We start from the raw sequence: 16,504 nt of genomic DNA, 5'->3' as shown, positions 1-16,504 counted from the left end.
GTAAACTAAATCGACGTATACGAAAACGATTCGGCTTCTTCGTTTGAATCCTCATCGTCTAACCAAAGTACTTCTGACTCCCGAACGACGTCGATGTCTTCCATCCTGCGTTGCAGGGGTTCAAACTTTCCGCGTGGTAACCACTTGACCAGAACACCCGTGAGAACCATCGAGAACGCTGCGGCCGAGAGCGCAACGGCGTTATTTTTTCCGTACTGTTTCGTGGAAATACCGGCCAAACCCGCCACGAAAGGCAACAGATACCAGGGATCATTGAGCTTCCGGGCAACGCTATACGCCACAGCGGTGGTGGCCCCCAGCACGCCGATGAACACGGGCGTATCGCGACGGGGGTCTGGCTTCCAGATTTTCAGGTTCAACAACAGATTCGGGGTGCCAACGACCGAGGCTGTGGTAAGCCAGCCCGCATACAGGCTAAACGGAATTCGCAGGTACTTCTCCGGGCTTTTGACTTTGGTCTTGCCAATTTCGAGTTGGTGGTGGAGGGTCAGTGCCACCGGCAAGCTGGCTTTCGTAACCAGATCGGAGCCAATCATGCTCTCCACACGCGGGTCGGAGAATAACCGCCCGAAAACCGCATTCAGCACATAACTGATGGCCAGCCAGGGAGCCGCATTCCGATACCGGCGGTTGTATAGCTGGGAAGGAAAAGCCTGATGAACAACATAGGCCGCTGTGCCGGCGTAGATGGTCGACCAGACGACGCCGAACGTCCATCCATCGGGAATGATTGGGTTGGCATCGAAAACCTGCCGGTATTCGGGCAAAACCGCATCGGGCTCCTCGTCATCTTTTCTTTTGGTTGCCGACGTTGCCGGTCGGTTGGCGGTTGCTGTGTAGAGAATACTACCAACCACCAGAACGGCGGTTCCCAGGCGCCATAACCATGAATTGTTTTTCATACCGTCTGATCGTTAAACCATAGGACTGCTGCCGATCGCTGACGCTATTCAATCAGAAACCGGCCTCTGGTTTGCTAACAATCAGAAGCGGGAGATGTTGGAAAATTTTCCGCTTATTTAATAACCACCTTCACATCAATCTGCTTCAGGCGCGGTTTGCCGATGGCGGTGGAATCGCCCGGTTTGACGCCGGTTCCGAGGCCAATGGCATCGATCCGGATGTAATTGATGCCCGATTTGATCAGTTGGTTCTTGATGTTCAACACCCGCGTCACAGACAGGGCTTTGTTGCCCATCGGCGGAACGGCGTCGTTAGCGTACCCTACCAGCCGAATTTGCACAACCGGATTATTTTTCAACAAGGTCGACAGTTCGCCGACGGTGGCGACTCCGGCCGGTTTTAGCTGATCGGTCCCCGGTTCGAAATCCAGGGCCGGCACTCTAAAACTCCGTCCCGCCGGTGCCTGCGGATTGGTCAGGTAATTCGCCATGGCGGTCATGATGGGGCTGGTTACCGTTCCGGAACCGGGCAGGGTTGTCGAATCGGTTCGGGCGGCAAGAGCCGGACGAATTTTGGCGGAATCGACCGGTGCGATGGCGGCCGAATCCACGAATTCGGTGGAGGTTGCTTCTTCTTCGTTGGCCGATGAATACGACTGCGTGTTGTTCCAGATGTAATACGCGGCACCCGCCAGCGCCAGCAATGCCAACGCCCCAACACCCCATTTTACGAGCGAGCCGTTGCCTTCTTCTTCGGGTTCGGGCGCAAACCGCTGACGCTCCTGAACGGGAGAACGTTCGGCCATACCGGTTCGTTTGGCGGGCGTAACACCCACCGCCAGCAGTTGCTGGATATTCAAGCCTTCGGCAATCCGGTCGAGCAGCCGTTCGGGTGTCAGTTCAATCAGGTGATCGCGCTGATCGGCGAGCAGGGCGGCCAGGCTATCGGCGTCCAGCTTTTTTTCCACCACCAGTTTATTCAGCGTTCCCAGCACCAGGGGCGTTACCAACCCCAGCAGGGTAATAGCCGCCGAATTCTTGATGTTGGCATAGCCCGAGATGGCCAGTCCAATGGCACTTTTCATCGCGGGCAACAGGTGGCTGATGCTGTTGCTGCCCTGATCGGCCAGCCGGTTAATCTGCTCAGGGTCGCGGAGGAGTTCGGGAAAGGTAGCGACGAGATTGGCGTCGAACTTTCCTTTTTGAATGGCATTATATAATTGATTAACCCCGATTTCGGTCGTTGTCCGTTTCATCAGGCCCGCTACTACGGTATGAATCAGCCCTTCCAGAGCGACCCGGGTTTTTTCCGGATTTTCATCAACGTAATAGGCCGCCCGGGAAACAACCGGATCAGTCAGGTTTTCTTTCAGTTCGGCTAATAAATTCATAAAGAGATACTGTATGGGAACTAACACATCAACACAAAGACCACATCCGCATACACAAGGCTGACGAATACAATATGAAGGATAAAGTTAGACAAAAAAAAGAAGCCAGAAGCGGGAAGTGAAAATCCGGGCTGCATTTTAGACAAAAAAAAGAAGTGAGAGGATCGAAGTAAGAGAAAAGAGGTAATAAATAGGAGAAAAGAAATTTGAAGGTAGAAGCCGCCAAACCCTTTATCCCTCTTTTCTTTTACAGCATCCTCCCACCCGTTCAGGCCCCCTGAAACTGCCGGAGAAACCGGACATCGTTTTCGGTATACAGCCGCAGGTCGTTCACTCCGTAGCGAAGTTGCGTAATGCGCTCGACACCCATCCCGAACGCATACCCGGTATATTCTTCCGGATCGATGCCACAATTCAGCAGCACGTTCGGATCGACCATGCCCGAACCGGCGATTTCGACCCAGCCGCTGTGTTTGCAAATGTTGCAACCTTTTCCGTGGCAGATCTGGCACGAAATGTCGATTTCCGCGCTGGGTTCGGTGAACGGAAAATAGGAAGGCCGGAAACGTATCTTTACGTCTTTGGCAAACATCTCCTTCACAAAATGGTAGAGTGTATCCTTCAGATCCTTGAATCCGACGTTCTTATCGACGTATAAACCTTCGACCTGGTGAAACATACAGTGCGCCCGCGCCGAAATGGCTTCGTTGCGATACACGCGCCCCGGCATGATGGCGCGGATGGGCTGAAAGGTCGTATTGTATTTCTGGTGTTCCATCAACCGGATCTGCACGTTCGACGTGTGCGTCCGCAACAACAGGTCGGCGGGAGCACCACTGCTCTTCTGTTCCACGAAAAACGTATCCTGCATGTCACGGGCCGGGTGATTATCCGGAAAGTTCAGCGCGCCGAAGTTATACCAGTCGGTTTCGATTTCGGGGCCGTCCGCCACACTGAAACCGATCCGGCCAAAAATGCGGATGATTTGCTGACGTACAATCATGAGCGGGTGCTGGGTACCATACTGATTCGGAACCACCGGGAGGCTCAGGTCGGCGGGGGCGGTTACGTCGTCGGTCTGGCTGTTCTCCAGCGATGTGCTGAACTCTTTAAACCGCTGCTGGGCAAAATCTTTCAGCGAATTTAATTCCTGACCGACGGCCCGCCGGTCTTCCTGCGGTACCTGCTTTAACTTTTCAAACAGATCCGTCACAACGCCTTTCCGCCCGATATACCGAAGACGAAATTGTTCCAACTGATCCTTGGATTGAATTTGAACGAGTTCAATCTCCTGATAAATTTCTTTGACTTTATCCAGCATGCGCTTTGTATTCTATCCGGGTTGTGGCAAAGATAACCATTTTCCGTGCACCGTTAAAAATAGATCTTGACCGTTCATCACCTGTCGCGGTACGGTTGTTGGGCAGAGTATTGACAACAGGCGAATGGGGTACATCATTTAAAATACCGCACAATCAGAGATAACCTGTTCAAAATCAGCACAATTCTTAGTTACACAATCTTACTCGATCAATTATGGAATCCATCCTGAAGGAAAATCTTTTCGACCAAGTGTCCACAAAATTCCCCAAAAGTGTGGAAAAAAAGTCCACCCCCTCAGTCGCCCAAAAACTTCTCATTCCTTTTTACGATCGTAAACGGACCATCTCACTCGAAGAAATTGTCCGTCTGGAGGGTTCCGGCAATTACACGAATTTCTTCCTGAAAGATGGTACCCGCATGTTGGTATCGCGGACCTTAAAAGAATACGAAGACCTCCTGGATGGCGAAGCGTTTGTACGGGTTCATAAATCCTGTATCGTAAACCTTTGTTATGTTCGCCGTTTCTACGTCAAAAAAGAAGGTGAACTGGAATTGAATGACGGACAACAGGTAAAAATTTCCCGGCGCCGGGCTCAGAACTTCATGGATCGAATCCGCAATTTTTCACCGGGTATTGTACGGTAATTCAGACCGTTAAATTCCCGCAGGTTATGTGTAGTATACGCAAACCGTCACTACGTAGAAATACGTAATCGGTCAAGGGGATATACGGAATGTAACCGCCCATTCTACAAGATAAAGGCTTGACATTTAACCACTTACCTACACAGGCAAGTCGCTAAATGTCAAGCCTTCCTTTTTAGTGAACGGCAATTTGAGCTAGTTTTGTCATGTCAGTAACAACAAAAAACATAAACAAAACTCTAATCGTCAATCGCTATGGAATCGCTCGCATATCCCTCCTCCACGACACTGCAACCGTTGTTTCCCCGGATGTATCAGCGTAACGCTACCCGCATTGCGCTGCCTTACCTGAATCGCAATATCATGATCTCGGTGGATGACATTGTTAGTCTGCACGGAGAAGGTAATTATACGTTCATCACGACGCGCGACAAAAAGCGGTATCTGGTTTCCAAAACCCTGAAAGCGTTCGAACATATGCTCGATCAGTCGATGTTTCTGCGGATTCATAAATCGACGATCATCAACCTGGCTTACGTTCAGTTCAGCGTTTTCGCCACCGAGCGCATCGTTCGGTTGACCGATGGCCAGGAAGTAGCCATCTCCCGGCGCCGGATGAAGGAAATCAGCCAGCGGTTGAACGGTTTCATGCAATCGTTATTCAACTGATTGCTTTCCATACAGACAATACTTATTACGGTTTATTTTGGGTTAGTTGAGCAGAACAGCCGTTGTCGGCTCCTTCGGGACGGGACAACGGCATGTTTTTTTATCCCCTACCGGTTTTTGTCCCCAATTGATCCTCGGCTCAGTGAACAGAACCGGCGCAATCGTCAATAAAAAAGCGTAGCGGTTCTTTAAAAGACCACTACGCCGTGAAATAATCTGATACACCTGAATTAGAAAAGCCGCATCGCCAGGGTTACCTGCCACGATTTCAGTCGCTGGCTGAATTGAGCCGAATTGGCATCTCCCCCCAGATTCACGGAGGCAACATCCGACAGACTACCTTCCCGCCGGACGTCGATCCCAAACCGGCCCAGATCCAGGCCAAGCCCAACCTGATAACCGTACGTCGCTTTGGCCAGCGCGTTGTTCAGACTACCCGACGTGTAATCTTCCAGCGCGTCACGCAATTTCTGATCATCACTGATGCGGAACGATACGATCGGCCCCGCCACAACCCGGATCGGACCGCCTTTTAAGCCCAATAAAATCGGCACGTCAAAGTTGGTGGTTTTGATCGAAACCGTCTCCGTCGTCGGTTGCCCGTTGATGTCGCGCACAATGTTGAATGAGCCGCCTTTTGACGACACCAGTAGTTCGGGCTGGATGTAAATGTTTTTCCCAAACCGGGTGTAGATTCCGTAAACCCAGCCGGTTTTGCTGTCGAAACTTTCTTTCAAATTATCGCGAATGACCTGACCGCTGACATTCACCTGGGGGGTGCCGTTGGCATTCAGGCGCGTAGTCACAAAGTCGCCCATGGTGAACTGGGACAGGTTTACCCCGCCCTTGATACCAATACTAAATTGGGCAAACGTCAGGGAGGGCAGGATCATAACCAGTCCCAAAAACAGGATTTTTTTCATTTGAAGAGATGTTTGAGTGAATAACGAGAACGACGGCAAATGTGCTATGCCAAACCAGTTTTTTTTAGTATATTGTTACTGAACGAGCGCGTCGCGTTCTTTGCAGAAGCGAATTTCAAACAGGACACGTAACAGGCCTTTTCCCCCTATTCTGTCACAGCACCCTGCTTAGAAGTGCAATTGTAACCAAAGGTTTAATGGCAAAAACAAAAACAACTTTTTTCTGTCAGAATTGTGGTACCCAGGCACCCAAATGGCTGGGTCGCTGCCCGGCTTGTGGCGAGTGGAATACCTTTGTGGAAGAGGTGATTACGAAGGAAGAACCCGTGGCCGGCAACTGGCGCCCCTCCGCAACAACCAAAACAGCCGCCAAGCCGAAAGCCATCCACGCGATCAATTACGAAGAGCAGGAGCGGACGCTGACGCCCGATGACGAGCTAAACCGGGTGCTCGGGGGCGGTATCGTTCCGGGATCGCTGGTGCTGATTGGTGGCGAACCGGGCATCGGCAAATCGACCCTGCTTCTACAGATCGCGCTCGGTTTGAACGACACGCGGGTCTTATACGTATCGGGCGAAGAAAGTGAGCAGCAGATCAAAATGCGCGCCGAGCGACTGCCGGTTCCGGTCAGCGACTGCTACATCATGACCGAAACCTCGACGCAGAATATTTTCCGAACCGTCGAACACTTTGAGCCGGAAGTGCTCATCATCGACTCCATCCAGACCATGCACTCGTCGCTGGTCGAGTCGGGAGCGGGCAGTGTTTCGCAGGTTCGCGAGTGCACTGCCGAATTCATGAAATATGCCAAAGAAAGCGGCACACCGGTGTTTTTGGTGGGTCACATCACCAAAGACGGTTCGCTGGCAGGCCCCAAAGTACTGGAACACATGGTGGATACGGTTTTGACCTTCGAAGGCGACCGGCACACGACCTACCGGCTTCTGCGGACAACCAAAAACCGCTTTGGCAGCACCTCCGAACTGGGCATCTACGAAATGCAGGGAACGGGTCTGCGGCAGGTTACCAACCCCTCCGAAATTCTGATTTCGCAGCGCGACGAAGCCCTCAGCGGCATTGCCATCGGCTCGATGGTGGAAGGCAACCGCCCGTTACTGATTGAAATTCAGGCCCTGGTAAGCATCGCCAACTACGGAACGCCCCAACGGAGCAGCACCGGTTTCGACAACAAACGGTTGCAGATGTTGCTGGCGGTTCTCGAAAAGCGGGGCGGTTTTCGCCTGGGCCAGCAAGACGTCTTCCTGAATGTGGCGGGTGGACTCAAAGTGGAAGATCCGGCGATCGATCTGTCGGTTTGTGCCGCCATCGTTTCGAGTTACGAGGATATTGCCATCCCGTCGTCGGTAGCGTTTGCGGCCGAAGTGGGTCTGGGGGGTGAAGTGCGCGCCGTTCACCGCGTCGAATCCCGCATTTCGGAAGCCGAAAAACTGGGTTTCAAGCAGATCTTTATTTCAAAATACAACATAAAAGGGCTGGATTTTGACAGTTACAAAATCAAAATCAAACCCGTCAGCAAACTGGACGAAGTTTTTCAGGGCGTTTTGATGGGTTGAATGGTTTTCGATGGTTGGATGGCTGAATGGTTAAAGATGGTTGAACGGTTTGTCAACAATTCTAACCATCAAAACCATCCTTAACCATTTAACCATCCAACCACCGTTTTTCTTTACTTTTGCTCCGATCTACTAAATCCGTATCGAATGAACCGCATGAAACATTGTATGCTGGCAGTCGGCCTTCTGGCTCTCAGTACTCTCACCTCGTTTGCTCAACGCAATCCTGAAGACAAAGCTGGCTGGAAGCTTGGCTCCCAGTCGTATTCCTTCCGCCTGTTTACCTTTGCCGAAGCCATCCGCAAGATTGATAGCTGCGGTTTGAAATATGTGGAGGCTTTTCCGGGCCAGACCATTGGGGGCGGCATCGAAGGCAAAATGGATTACAAAATGGATGCGGCAACGCGCCAGGCCGTTAAAAAGCTGGTGAAAGACAAAGGATTGACCATTGTTGCCTTTGGTGTGGTCAATGCGCCGACGGAAGCCGATTGGAAATCACTGTTCGAATTTGCCAAAGACATGGGTGTTCTGAACATCAATACCGAACCCAAAGTGGAGCAGATGCCGTACATTGGTCGGTTGGCCGACGAGTACAAAATCAATGTAGCCCTTCACAATCACCCCAAACCGTCGCATTACTGGCATCCCGACTCGGTTTTAGCCGTGATTGGCACGAGCAAATACGTGGGTTCCTGCGCCGACATCGGCCACTGGGTGCGTTCGGGTCTGGACCCCGTCGACTGTCTGAAAAAGTTGCAGGGCCACATTCTGGGGATGCACTTCAAAGATGTCAAGAAAGATACACCCGACGGCAAATACCACGATGTGATTTGGGGAACCGGCGATTGCAAGGTAGATGCCGTGATTGCAGAGCTCAAACGCCAAAAGTTCAAAGGCCCGATCTCCGTCGAGTATGAATACCACTGGGAAAACAACGGCCCCGAAATTGCCGAAAGTGTAAAATACTTTCGAAGTGCCTACAGCAAATCGAAATAAACCAAAAAGAGCCCCCATCTTGCGATTGGGGCTCTTTTTTAGTGTGGAAATGCCGGATTATCAGCGCAGAGAAACAGAGCGCTCAGGTTGAACCGGTGTTTTGGTTTGGAGGTTAACTTCTTTCACAATTTTAGAAGTCCCGTCCGTTACGACCACTTTATATTTTCCGTCTTCCAGTTGACTCAGGTCAAACCGGGTGCGGGTGGTCGTTTCGTTCTTGTCCAGTTGCTGGGTAGCCAGAACCGCACCACTGCCATCCAGCAGTTGTACGTTCAGTGAAGATCCTTTTTCTTTGGCAACCATTACGTTGACCTTGGCATTCTGAGCGGAGGGGTACAAGCCCACCTGGTAGGTGCCAGCCACTTTTTCGTTGTCAGCGTTTGCAAAAGTTACGGTTGATGCGCTTACGGCCAGCGCGACGAGTACGGAAGAAATGAACGTTTTCATGGTGTGTTTAAAGTTGTTCTTAGTTGTTGTTTCTGTCTGTTTGACGATTCAAATATAGCGGCTCCCGGTCGTACCAACCGACAGATAGTACGCCAGCGGTTGATGCACCCCGACAAACGGTTTGTTTTCTGGATGAACGATCGAACGGCAACCGACAAAAGATACAGATAACATTCAGACTATCAATAAGTTACAATTAATTTAATTTTGAATTATGCCAGTTTCCACGAATAAATGAGGGCAATTCAGCGGATTATTTCAAAATTTTAATGACCCAAAAATCGATAGTACAGAATTTGTTATAACCGAATACGTCGAATGATTGCGTTTGAATCACTTCATCAAATTCCAGCGGTATTTCAGCCTTTTCAATCGGTTATTGCCGCCGAAAGCACCCGCCACGGCGGCATCAGCCCTTTTCCCTTCTCCTCCCTCAATGTCGGTTTGAATACCACCGACTTGCCCGAACACGTTGAGGAAAACCGCCGTCGCTTTTTTTCCAGTATCGGCATTAACCCGGAACAGGTGGCCTCTTCGCACCAGGTTCATGGCGACCGGATTCTGACGGTTCAGCACGCAGGGCGGTTTGAGGGATACGATGCGTTGATCACCAATCTGCCCCATCATTTTCTGACGGTTACGGTGGCCGACTGTACACCCATTTTGATTTACGATACCGGACAGCAAGCCGTGGCGGCTATCCACGCCGGTTGGCGCGGCACAGTGGCCCGAATCGTTGAGAAAACCGTTCAGGCCCTGCACGACCAGTTTGGCTCTCAACCCGCTCAGTGTTTCGCCTACGTCGGCACGTGCATCGACCAGGACTCATTTGAGGTTGGAGATGAGGTCGCCGAACACTTTGACGAAGCCCACAAAGCGTTTGATACTGAACGTCGGAAGTTTTTGATCGACTTAAAAGCGGCCAATGTGGCTCAACTGATCAACGCCGGTATTCCGGCCAGCCAGATTGGCGTTTCGCCCTATTCGACGGTCACCCACAATCAGGATTTCTTTTCCTACCGGATTGAAAAGGGCAATACGGGGCGTATGGTGGCAGTGATTGGTTTCCGTCCGGCAGAATAACCGCTGTTTCCGGCGAAGTTTGTAAAACAAACCGACTCAGCCTGAGTTCTATTGCCTACAAACTAAACGTTTTGAACGCCATGGGACTATTGATGACTATTCTGGTTGGAGCCATTGCCGGCTGGCTGGCCGATCTTCTTTTTAAACGCTTCTCGTTCTCTTTATTCACCGAAATTTTGTTAGGCATTGCCGGTGCCTTTGTCGGTGGCTGGATTTTCGGAAACACCTTCGCAACGGGAGCTGGTGGTGTTCTCGACCGGGTTTTGACTGCTTTTGTGGGTGCCGTTATCATCCTGGGCATCGCGGCCCTCATCAAAGGTTCCCGCAAAACCACCTAACCTGCTCCCTGTGCTTCGATACTCGACGTTCTTTATTCGATATTCAACATTCGTTGTTCGATATTCAACATTCAGTTTCCATCAATCACAAACTCCACCTCCTTAAAAGCAAAACTCCGAAGCTTTTCACCTATCTGAATGGCCAGCCGACCCGTTTCTTCGACGCCGACGATGATTCCCCGAAAATGCTCTCCATCGGCTTTAAAGATGCTTTCTTCTTGATAGCGGAATAATCGCTGGAGGTAATTCGTTTTCAATACATCGCGTTGACCGGCCCGTAAGGCCAGATACCGGCGCTCAAGCGACTCCAGTAAAGCCGGAAACAGTTCCGGCAGAACGAAATCCAGGTCGTTTGGTGTTTCATTGCTGAGGGAGGTCGCGGTGGGCGTTTGAAAGCGGGTTTGGTTGATGTTTAATCCAATTCCAACTACCGACCACGCAATTGTATAGCCATACAGCGTGTTTTCAATTAATATTCCACCAATTTTACGCTGTAGAACGTAGAGATCGTTAGGCCACTTGATTTTCAGCCGGTCGCCCACGTAGGTGCTCAGCCAGTCGCTGATTCCCAGTGAAACGGCAATGTTCAGCCAGAACTGTTCTGAAGCCTGCAGAAATGTGGGTTGTAGAAGAACCGAAAAGGTCAGGTTCTGGTTGGGCTGGGCTTCCCACTGATTTCCGCGCTGCCCTCTTCCGGCGGTTTGGTTGCCGGTTATGACGACGGTTCCATCCAAAGCGGTTTCGGACGTGATTAATTCGGCTGCAACATCGTTCGTAGACTGACAAGTTGGCAGATAATTAATTTTTTGTCCAATAAAAAGGGTTTTGGGTCGAAACTTGTACAAATTTTTAATACATTTAGTTGGATGAATACCGAAATTATGGTACAAAATCTAGTATTTAGTAAACGTACCCGCTGGTTTCGGTCTTTGCAATTTAAACCAGTAGCATGAGAATAAATAAACCGAAGGACTTATCATCCGAAGAATTGTGCAAACTCGTCGTGAAGGGGATGCAGGAAAAGAAGGCCGTTGACATTGTTGTCATGGATCTTCGCGACGTTAAAAATGCCATTTCTGACTACTTCGTCATCTGTTCCGGAACATCCGACACGCAGATTGACGCCATCGCCGACTCCGTTGAAGAAGAAGTATTCAAAGCCAGCAAAATCAATCCCTGGCATGAGGAAGGCAAAATGAATCGGGAATGGATTCTGCTCGATTATGTGGATGTTGTCGTTCATGTTTTCAAAAAAGAACGCCGGGTTTTCTATGACCTCGAGCAACTTTGGGGTGACGCTGAAATCCACCTGGTGGAAGAAACCTTTGCCTGATCGAAACGGCCTTACCCGGAAGCAGGTAACTGAACGAGTGTTTATCCGCTCATACAACCATCTACCCCGGTTACTCCCCGTTTATCGAATCCCAAACCCAGTAGAAACAATCCATTGTCAAATGGTGTTTCCTTTTTTGTGTATTTAGCCGTAATTCTGTTGCAAAAATGCCTGATAATAATAGAAATCCACTTTCACCCAGAACTCCCCGTCGGCCAAACTTCCAGGGCTGGATTGTAGCGATCCTGATTGCAGCGATCCTCGGGATAACCTTTTTCAACCGCAGCAGTGCCGTCCGGGAGACGACCATCCGCGGATTTGAAAAGATGGTTAAGAATAAGGAAGTTGAAAAGGTAGTCATTGTGAACAATGAGGTTGTAGAAATTACCCTGACCCAACAGGCCCTGCAACAAAAATACCGGACGCAATTTCAGGACAAATCGTATTTTAACTCCGAATCCGGACCGCATTTTAGTTTCCGGGTATCGTCGGCCGAGTCGTTCAAAAAAGACCTGGACCGTATTCAGGAAGGTATTCCCGATAACGAAAAGATCGACTACAAAATCGAACAGCGGAGCGACTGGAGTGGTTTTCTGCAAACCTGGGGCTTCTTCATCGTCATGATTCTGGCCATGTATTTTCTGCTGGGCCGGATGTCGGGCGGGGCCGGGCCGGGCGGTCAGATCTTCAATATCGGAAAATCAAAAGCCGCTTTGTTTGATGCTGAAAACCGGGTAAAGATCACGTTTAACGACGTGGCAGGTCTGGACGAAGCCAAGGAAGAAATCAAGGAGATTGTCGATTACCTGAAAAACCCTACAAAGTTCACCAAACTCGGGGCTAAAATTCCGAAAGGAGCTCTGCTGGTTGGCCCTCCGGGTACGGGTAAAACCCTGCTGGCGAAAGCCGTAGCGGGTGAAGCCGGTGTGCCTTTCTTCTCGCTGTCGGGTTCCGACTTTGTCGAAATGTTTGTCGGTGTCGGTGCCGCCAGGGTTCGTGACTTGTTTAAACAAGCCAAAGAAAAAGCGCCCTGTATCATCTTCATCGACGAAATTGACGCCGTTGGCCGGTCACGTGGCCGGGGTTCGATGCCCGGTGCGAACGACGAACGCGAAAACACGCTGAACTCGCTGCTGGTTGAGATGGACGGTTTTGCGACCGACTCCGGAATCATTATTCTGGCCGCTACCAACCGCCCCGATGTACTGGATTCGGCACTGCTGCGTCCCGGCCGGTTCGACCGCCAGATCAGCATCGATAAACCGGACATTGTTGGCCGGGAAGCGATTTTCAAAGTCCACCTGAAGCCCATTAAACTGGATACCGACGTCGATCCGCGGGAGCTGGCGGCTCAAACCCCGGGTTTTGCGGGGGCCGATATTGCCAACGTTTGTAACGAAGCCGCGCTGATTGCCGCCCGCCGGAACAAAGAATCGGTCGATATGCAGGACTTCCAGTATGCGATGGATCGCGTCATTGGCGGTTTGGAAAAGAAAAACAAACTGATTGCACCGGAGGAAAAGGAGATTGTTGCCTACCACGAAGCCGGTCACGCCGTGACTGGCTGGTTCCTCGAACACGCCGATCCGCTGGTGAAGGTCACGATTGTTCCGCGTGGCGTGGCCGCACTGGGTTATGCGCAGTATCTGCCCCGCGAACAGTATCTGTACCGCACGGAACAGCTCATCGACGAGATGTGTATGACGCTCGGTGGTCGGGCAGCGGAGGATAACGTCTTCGGTAAGATTTCTACCGGCGCCCTCAGTGACCTCGAACGGATCACGAAGCTGGCCTACAGCATGGTGACCATGTACGGGATGAATGACAAAATTGGTAATGTTTCGTTTTACGATTCGAAACAGAGCGAATACCAGTTCAACAAACCGTATTCTGAAGCAACCGCCGAAGCCATCGACGACGAAGTTCGCAAGATCATCGATCAGGCTTATTCCCGGACGAAAGCTCTGCTGGCTGAAAACCGGGCCGGTCTGGAAGCCGTAGCGAAAGAGTTGCTGGAGAAAGAAATTCTGTTCCAGAAAGACCTCGTCCGGATTCTGGGCAAACGTCCTTTCCAGAAAGAAACAACCTACCAGGCTTACAAGAATAACAGCGAAGTGGTTGAAGAAGTAATTGGTACGGATAGTAAACCGGAAGAAACAAAACCGTTGCCAACGCCGGATCTGCCAGCCTTGTCGTAAGAGCCACGAGTAATGCTTAGCCTATGCAAAAAGCCGACACATGTGTCGGCTTTTTGCATATCTGACAGTCCAAAAGCATCGGCTCCTTCAGATCATTATTTGAATTTATACCCCGTTACATCGAAGGAGTGGTTGGCCGGGCCGAAAAAAATAAGTTTCAAGGTACTGGTGGCCGGTTTTCCATTCACCTTTTCCGAGTAGTATTCTTTCTTGGACTGAACCAGCAATTCGTTGGGTGCCAGCGACGACGAGAAATTGATGCTGTGGGCATCCGGAAGTTTGGCTTCCAGCGCCAGTTCGTTGAACAAATACAGCGGATAGGAATTAAATGGCACCTCGGCAACCCACAGCCACTCGGTGTCCGAACGGCCCAGACTCGCCTTGTATTCGGCCGCTGTCAGGCCATATTGACTCCCTTCCCGACCGGTCGGGTGATACCGCTTCTGAAAACGATTCCGGCAAGCAGCGGCCCGATTGGGGGCATAATAGGCGCTGCCAACGTTGTAACGCATGATAATTTTGCCTTCATACTTATCGGCCACGTAAACCCGGTAGCTGCCATCAGGCTGACCCGTCACGAACGTATAGCCACCTACCACCCCCGGAAAACTCAGATTCGCCAGTTTCCGGTCGAAACCGAACTGGCCGGTTTTGGAGTTTAATAACACCTGATACCGCACCACTGAACCGTTGTAATCCGTTTGTTCATACACCAACACCCGATCAAAAACCAACTTCTCGACCACCGCGGGTGGATTTTTTGTTACTGCTACCATCGCCAGGGGCGACTGAGCCTCTACCGGTTGACCTCCCTCCTTTCCTACGCCCATAAATCCGACCAAACCGACCAAGGCAATAAACCGTTTTTTCATATCATCTCTGCAAACTGTGGGTTAATCGACGGTTTCGTCGTTGAGAATGCAATATCCGAGTTTCGGAGGTAAACACGCAATGTGTTACCTTTGTATTCCTGAAAAAATATTCATGCCATCGATTGAACTCCTACCGCTCCCTCCGGACCGAGCCGTTTACTTTGCTTCCGACTTTCATTTAGGAATGCCTACGCCCACTGTTAGCCGCGAGCGGGAACGACGCGTTATCCGCTGGCTCGACCTGGTCAGCAACGATGCCGAAGCCATTTTTCTGGTCGGTGACGTCTTTGATTTCTGGTTTGAATACAGACACGTGATTCCCAAAGGTTTCACCCGTCTTCAAGGGAAACTGGCCGAATTGTCGGACGCCGGTATCAAGCTCAAACTCTTCTCCGGAAATCATGATATGTGGATGGCAGACTATTTTACCGAAGAGATGGGGATTCCGGTTTACCGGTTACCGAAATCGTACCAGATTGGCGATCAACACTTCCTGGTCGGTCACGGCGATGGCCTGGGTCCCGGCGATTTCAAGTATAAGCAGCTCAAAAAAATATTTGAGAATGGGCTGGCCCGGTGGTTTTTCCGCTGGCTTCATCCCGATATCGGGGTGCTTTTCGGCAATGGCTGGTCACGGAAGCGCAAAGCCGCCGAGCAGCATAAAACCGATGTTTTCAGGGGCAATGAACAGGAATGGCTCTGGCAATATTGCAAGGAAATGGAGACCCGGCAACACCACGATTACTACATTTTCGGCCATCGCCATCTGTCGCTGGATCTGAAAGTGACCGAAAACAGCCGCTACATCAATCTGGGAGAATGGATCAACCTCAACACCTACGCCCGATTTGACGGACAAACGACAAAACTATTGAAGTTTGAGGAGAAGTAGTTAACGGTATACGGTTTAGCCTATTTACGCAATATTGAATATCGAACAACGAATATCGAATGTTGAAGGCGTTAGCCACTGTGACGACGGCTCACCGAAAACTGTAAACCGAAAATCGTAAACCTTAATTATTCTTCAGAATATCCTGCCGGGACAAGCCTTCCGGCGGGGTGGCGTTGAGTTCCTGCCGGAAGTCTTTTTTCTTCAAATCACCGTTTTTAACCGACTTGATGAAACTCGCCCAGGCAAACGGATTCAGGAAAGGAATCGTGGTCATTTGAGAACGACCCGTTACCGATTCCCGGCCAAACCACTGCTGGTTTAGGTAATACCGGTAATTGCCGGCGGCACTCATGGGCGTTAGAGCCGCCAGTCGCTGCATCGATTCGGCACTGAGGTTGCGTGCCATGTTTTCCCGTTCTTTTTCATCCGGCAATTTCAGGTTGACAAAAGCCTGTTTGAAGAGTTCTTCCGTTGGATACGGATAGACTTTCACTTCGGTCAGCATCTGCACATCTTCCTGCATCGCCACCACCGCCGAATACGACTGCTCCGTTAGCCGACGTGGAATAATGTGGTACTGTTTCTTGAAACCCAGGTAACTAAACACGATGCTGTCGCCCGGCAAAACCGGGATAGCAAAATACCCGATGCTGTTGGACAACACGCCCCGACCCGCACGCGGGATGGAGATGTAGGCTTCCGGCAACGGCTCCGACGTTTTCCCGGCCGTAATAATCCCGGTAAACATGATCAGTTTTTCCTGCCCCTGCGCCCGCGCGGTGTGGGTGGTGGTCAGCATCAATCCCGACGCCAGGGTCAGAATAGCAACAAGTTGTATGAATGAAGTCTTCATGTCTCAATCGTAAAACGCCGGTCTCAACGGCGCATGGTCCA

Annotated in this window: 17 protein-coding genes; 9 read left to right on the top strand and 8 right to left on the bottom strand. The window is 50.7% G+C overall.

From position 1 onward, the window contains the following. Positions 1 to 5: 5 nt before the first annotated feature. The 3 genes from ACO064_RS25355 to pheS all read right to left on the bottom strand — a co-directional run bounded on the left by ACO064_RS25355 (position 6) and on the right by pheS (position 3,635). Positions 6 to 923, bottom strand: coding sequence for a tryptophan-rich sensory protein (locus ACO064_RS25355; protein ID WP_421829990.1), 918 nt, complete (start codon positions 921 to 923; stop codon positions 6 to 8). 113 nt (positions 924 to 1,036) lie between these two features. Continuing rightward, complete coding sequence (locus ACO064_RS25350; RefSeq protein ID WP_421829989.1) at positions 1,037 to 2,314, bottom strand: DUF937 domain-containing protein; 1,278 nt, start codon at positions 2,312 to 2,314, stop codon at positions 1,037 to 1,039. 268 nt (positions 2,315 to 2,582) lie between these two features. Beyond that, entirely contained in the window at positions 2,583 to 3,635 is a 1,053-nt protein-coding gene (gene pheS / locus ACO064_RS25345) for a phenylalanine--tRNA ligase subunit alpha (protein ID WP_421829988.1), read from the bottom strand. Positions 3,636 to 3,850: 215 nt separating this feature from the next. On the opposite strand from pheS, the gene ACO064_RS25340 reads away from it, so the two are divergent. Then, entirely contained in the window at positions 3,851 to 4,282 is a 432-nt protein-coding gene (locus ACO064_RS25340) for a LytR/AlgR family response regulator transcription factor (protein WP_114405948.1), read from the top strand. A 255-nt stretch (positions 4,283 to 4,537) separates the two neighbouring features. After that, the gene (locus tag ACO064_RS25335) at positions 4,538 to 4,951 is read left to right on the top strand and encodes a LytR/AlgR family response regulator transcription factor (RefSeq protein ID WP_170315687.1); all 414 of its coding nucleotides are present in this window, start codon (positions 4,538 to 4,540) and stop codon (positions 4,949 to 4,951) included. 230 nt (positions 4,952 to 5,181) lie between these two features. On the opposite strand, the gene ACO064_RS25330 is transcribed toward ACO064_RS25335, so the two are convergent. Then, positions 5,182 to 5,874 carry a porin family protein gene (locus tag ACO064_RS25330; protein ID WP_421829987.1) on the bottom strand — a complete coding sequence of 231 codons (693 nt, stop codon included), beginning with the start codon at positions 5,872 to 5,874 and terminating at the stop codon, positions 5,182 to 5,184. Positions 5,875 to 6,071: 197 nt separating this feature from the next. Here ACO064_RS25330 and radA point away from each other — a divergent pair, with 197 nt between their 5' ends. After that, positions 6,072 to 7,448: a DNA repair protein RadA gene (gene radA, locus ACO064_RS25325; RefSeq protein WP_421829986.1), complete on the top strand. Its 1,377-nt coding sequence runs from the start codon at positions 6,072 to 6,074 to the stop codon at positions 7,446 to 7,448. 147 nt (positions 7,449 to 7,595) lie between these two features. Further along, positions 7,596 to 8,444, top strand: coding sequence for a sugar phosphate isomerase/epimerase family protein (locus ACO064_RS25320; RefSeq protein WP_421829985.1), 849 nt, complete (start codon positions 7,596 to 7,598; stop codon positions 8,442 to 8,444). A gap of 60 nt (positions 8,445 to 8,504) precedes the next feature. Here ACO064_RS25320 and ACO064_RS25315 read toward each other — a convergent pair whose 3' ends face one another. Beyond that, positions 8,505 to 8,891, bottom strand: a complete 387-nt coding sequence (locus tag ACO064_RS25315) for a T9SS type A sorting domain-containing protein (RefSeq protein WP_421829984.1) — start codon at positions 8,889 to 8,891, stop codon at positions 8,505 to 8,507. 318 nt (positions 8,892 to 9,209) lie between these two features. On the opposite strand from ACO064_RS25315, the gene pgeF reads away from it, so the two are divergent. Both pgeF and ACO064_RS25305 read left to right on the top strand, forming a co-directional pair. After that, positions 9,210 to 9,974 carry a peptidoglycan editing factor PgeF gene (pgeF, locus tag ACO064_RS25310; protein ID WP_421829983.1) on the top strand — a complete coding sequence of 255 codons (765 nt, stop codon included), beginning with the start codon at positions 9,210 to 9,212 and terminating at the stop codon, positions 9,972 to 9,974. 80 nt (positions 9,975 to 10,054) lie between these two features. Continuing rightward, positions 10,055 to 10,312, top strand: coding sequence for a GlsB/YeaQ/YmgE family stress response membrane protein (locus ACO064_RS25305; RefSeq protein WP_114406033.1), 258 nt, complete (start codon positions 10,055 to 10,057; stop codon positions 10,310 to 10,312). 71 nt (positions 10,313 to 10,383) lie between these two features. On the opposite strand, the gene ACO064_RS25300 is transcribed toward ACO064_RS25305, so the two are convergent. Next, positions 10,384 to 11,157: a biotin--[acetyl-CoA-carboxylase] ligase gene (locus ACO064_RS25300; RefSeq protein ID WP_421829982.1), complete on the bottom strand. Its 774-nt coding sequence runs from the start codon at positions 11,155 to 11,157 to the stop codon at positions 10,384 to 10,386. 104 nt (positions 11,158 to 11,261) lie between these two features. On the opposite strand from ACO064_RS25300, the gene rsfS reads away from it, so the two are divergent. After that, entirely contained in the window at positions 11,262 to 11,645 is a 384-nt protein-coding gene (rsfS, locus tag ACO064_RS25295) for a ribosome silencing factor (RefSeq protein ID WP_114405957.1), read from the top strand. A 167-nt stretch (positions 11,646 to 11,812) separates the two neighbouring features. Then, positions 11,813 to 13,843, top strand: coding sequence for an ATP-dependent zinc metalloprotease FtsH (gene ftsH, locus ACO064_RS25290; RefSeq protein WP_421829981.1), 2,031 nt, complete (start codon positions 11,813 to 11,815; stop codon positions 13,841 to 13,843). A 95-nt stretch (positions 13,844 to 13,938) separates the two neighbouring features. Here the strand turns inward: ftsH and ACO064_RS25285 are convergent, their stop codons facing one another. After that, the gene (locus ACO064_RS25285) at positions 13,939 to 14,715 is read right to left on the bottom strand and encodes a hypothetical protein (protein ID WP_421829980.1); all 777 of its coding nucleotides are present in this window, start codon (positions 14,713 to 14,715) and stop codon (positions 13,939 to 13,941) included. A gap of 112 nt (positions 14,716 to 14,827) precedes the next feature. Here ACO064_RS25285 and ACO064_RS25280 point away from each other — a divergent pair, with 112 nt between their 5' ends. Beyond that, positions 14,828 to 15,607: a UDP-2,3-diacylglucosamine diphosphatase gene (locus tag ACO064_RS25280; RefSeq protein ID WP_421829979.1), complete on the top strand. Its 780-nt coding sequence runs from the start codon at positions 14,828 to 14,830 to the stop codon at positions 15,605 to 15,607. A 124-nt stretch (positions 15,608 to 15,731) separates the two neighbouring features. Here the strand turns inward: ACO064_RS25280 and ACO064_RS25275 are convergent, their stop codons facing one another. Beyond that, a complete protein-coding gene (locus ACO064_RS25275) occupies positions 15,732 to 16,463 on the bottom strand; it encodes a carboxypeptidase-like regulatory domain-containing protein (RefSeq protein ID WP_421829978.1) in 732 nt (243 codons plus the stop codon). Between the last annotated feature and the right edge of the window lie 41 nt (positions 16,464 to 16,504).

Origin of the sequence: Larkinella sp. (assembly GCF_965227735.1) — a bacterium.
Lineage (GTDB): Bacteria > Bacteroidota > Bacteroidia > Cytophagales > Spirosomataceae > Larkinella.
The sequence above is the reverse complement of the archived record's forward strand: the minus strand, read 5'-3'. Positions and strand labels throughout refer to the sequence as shown.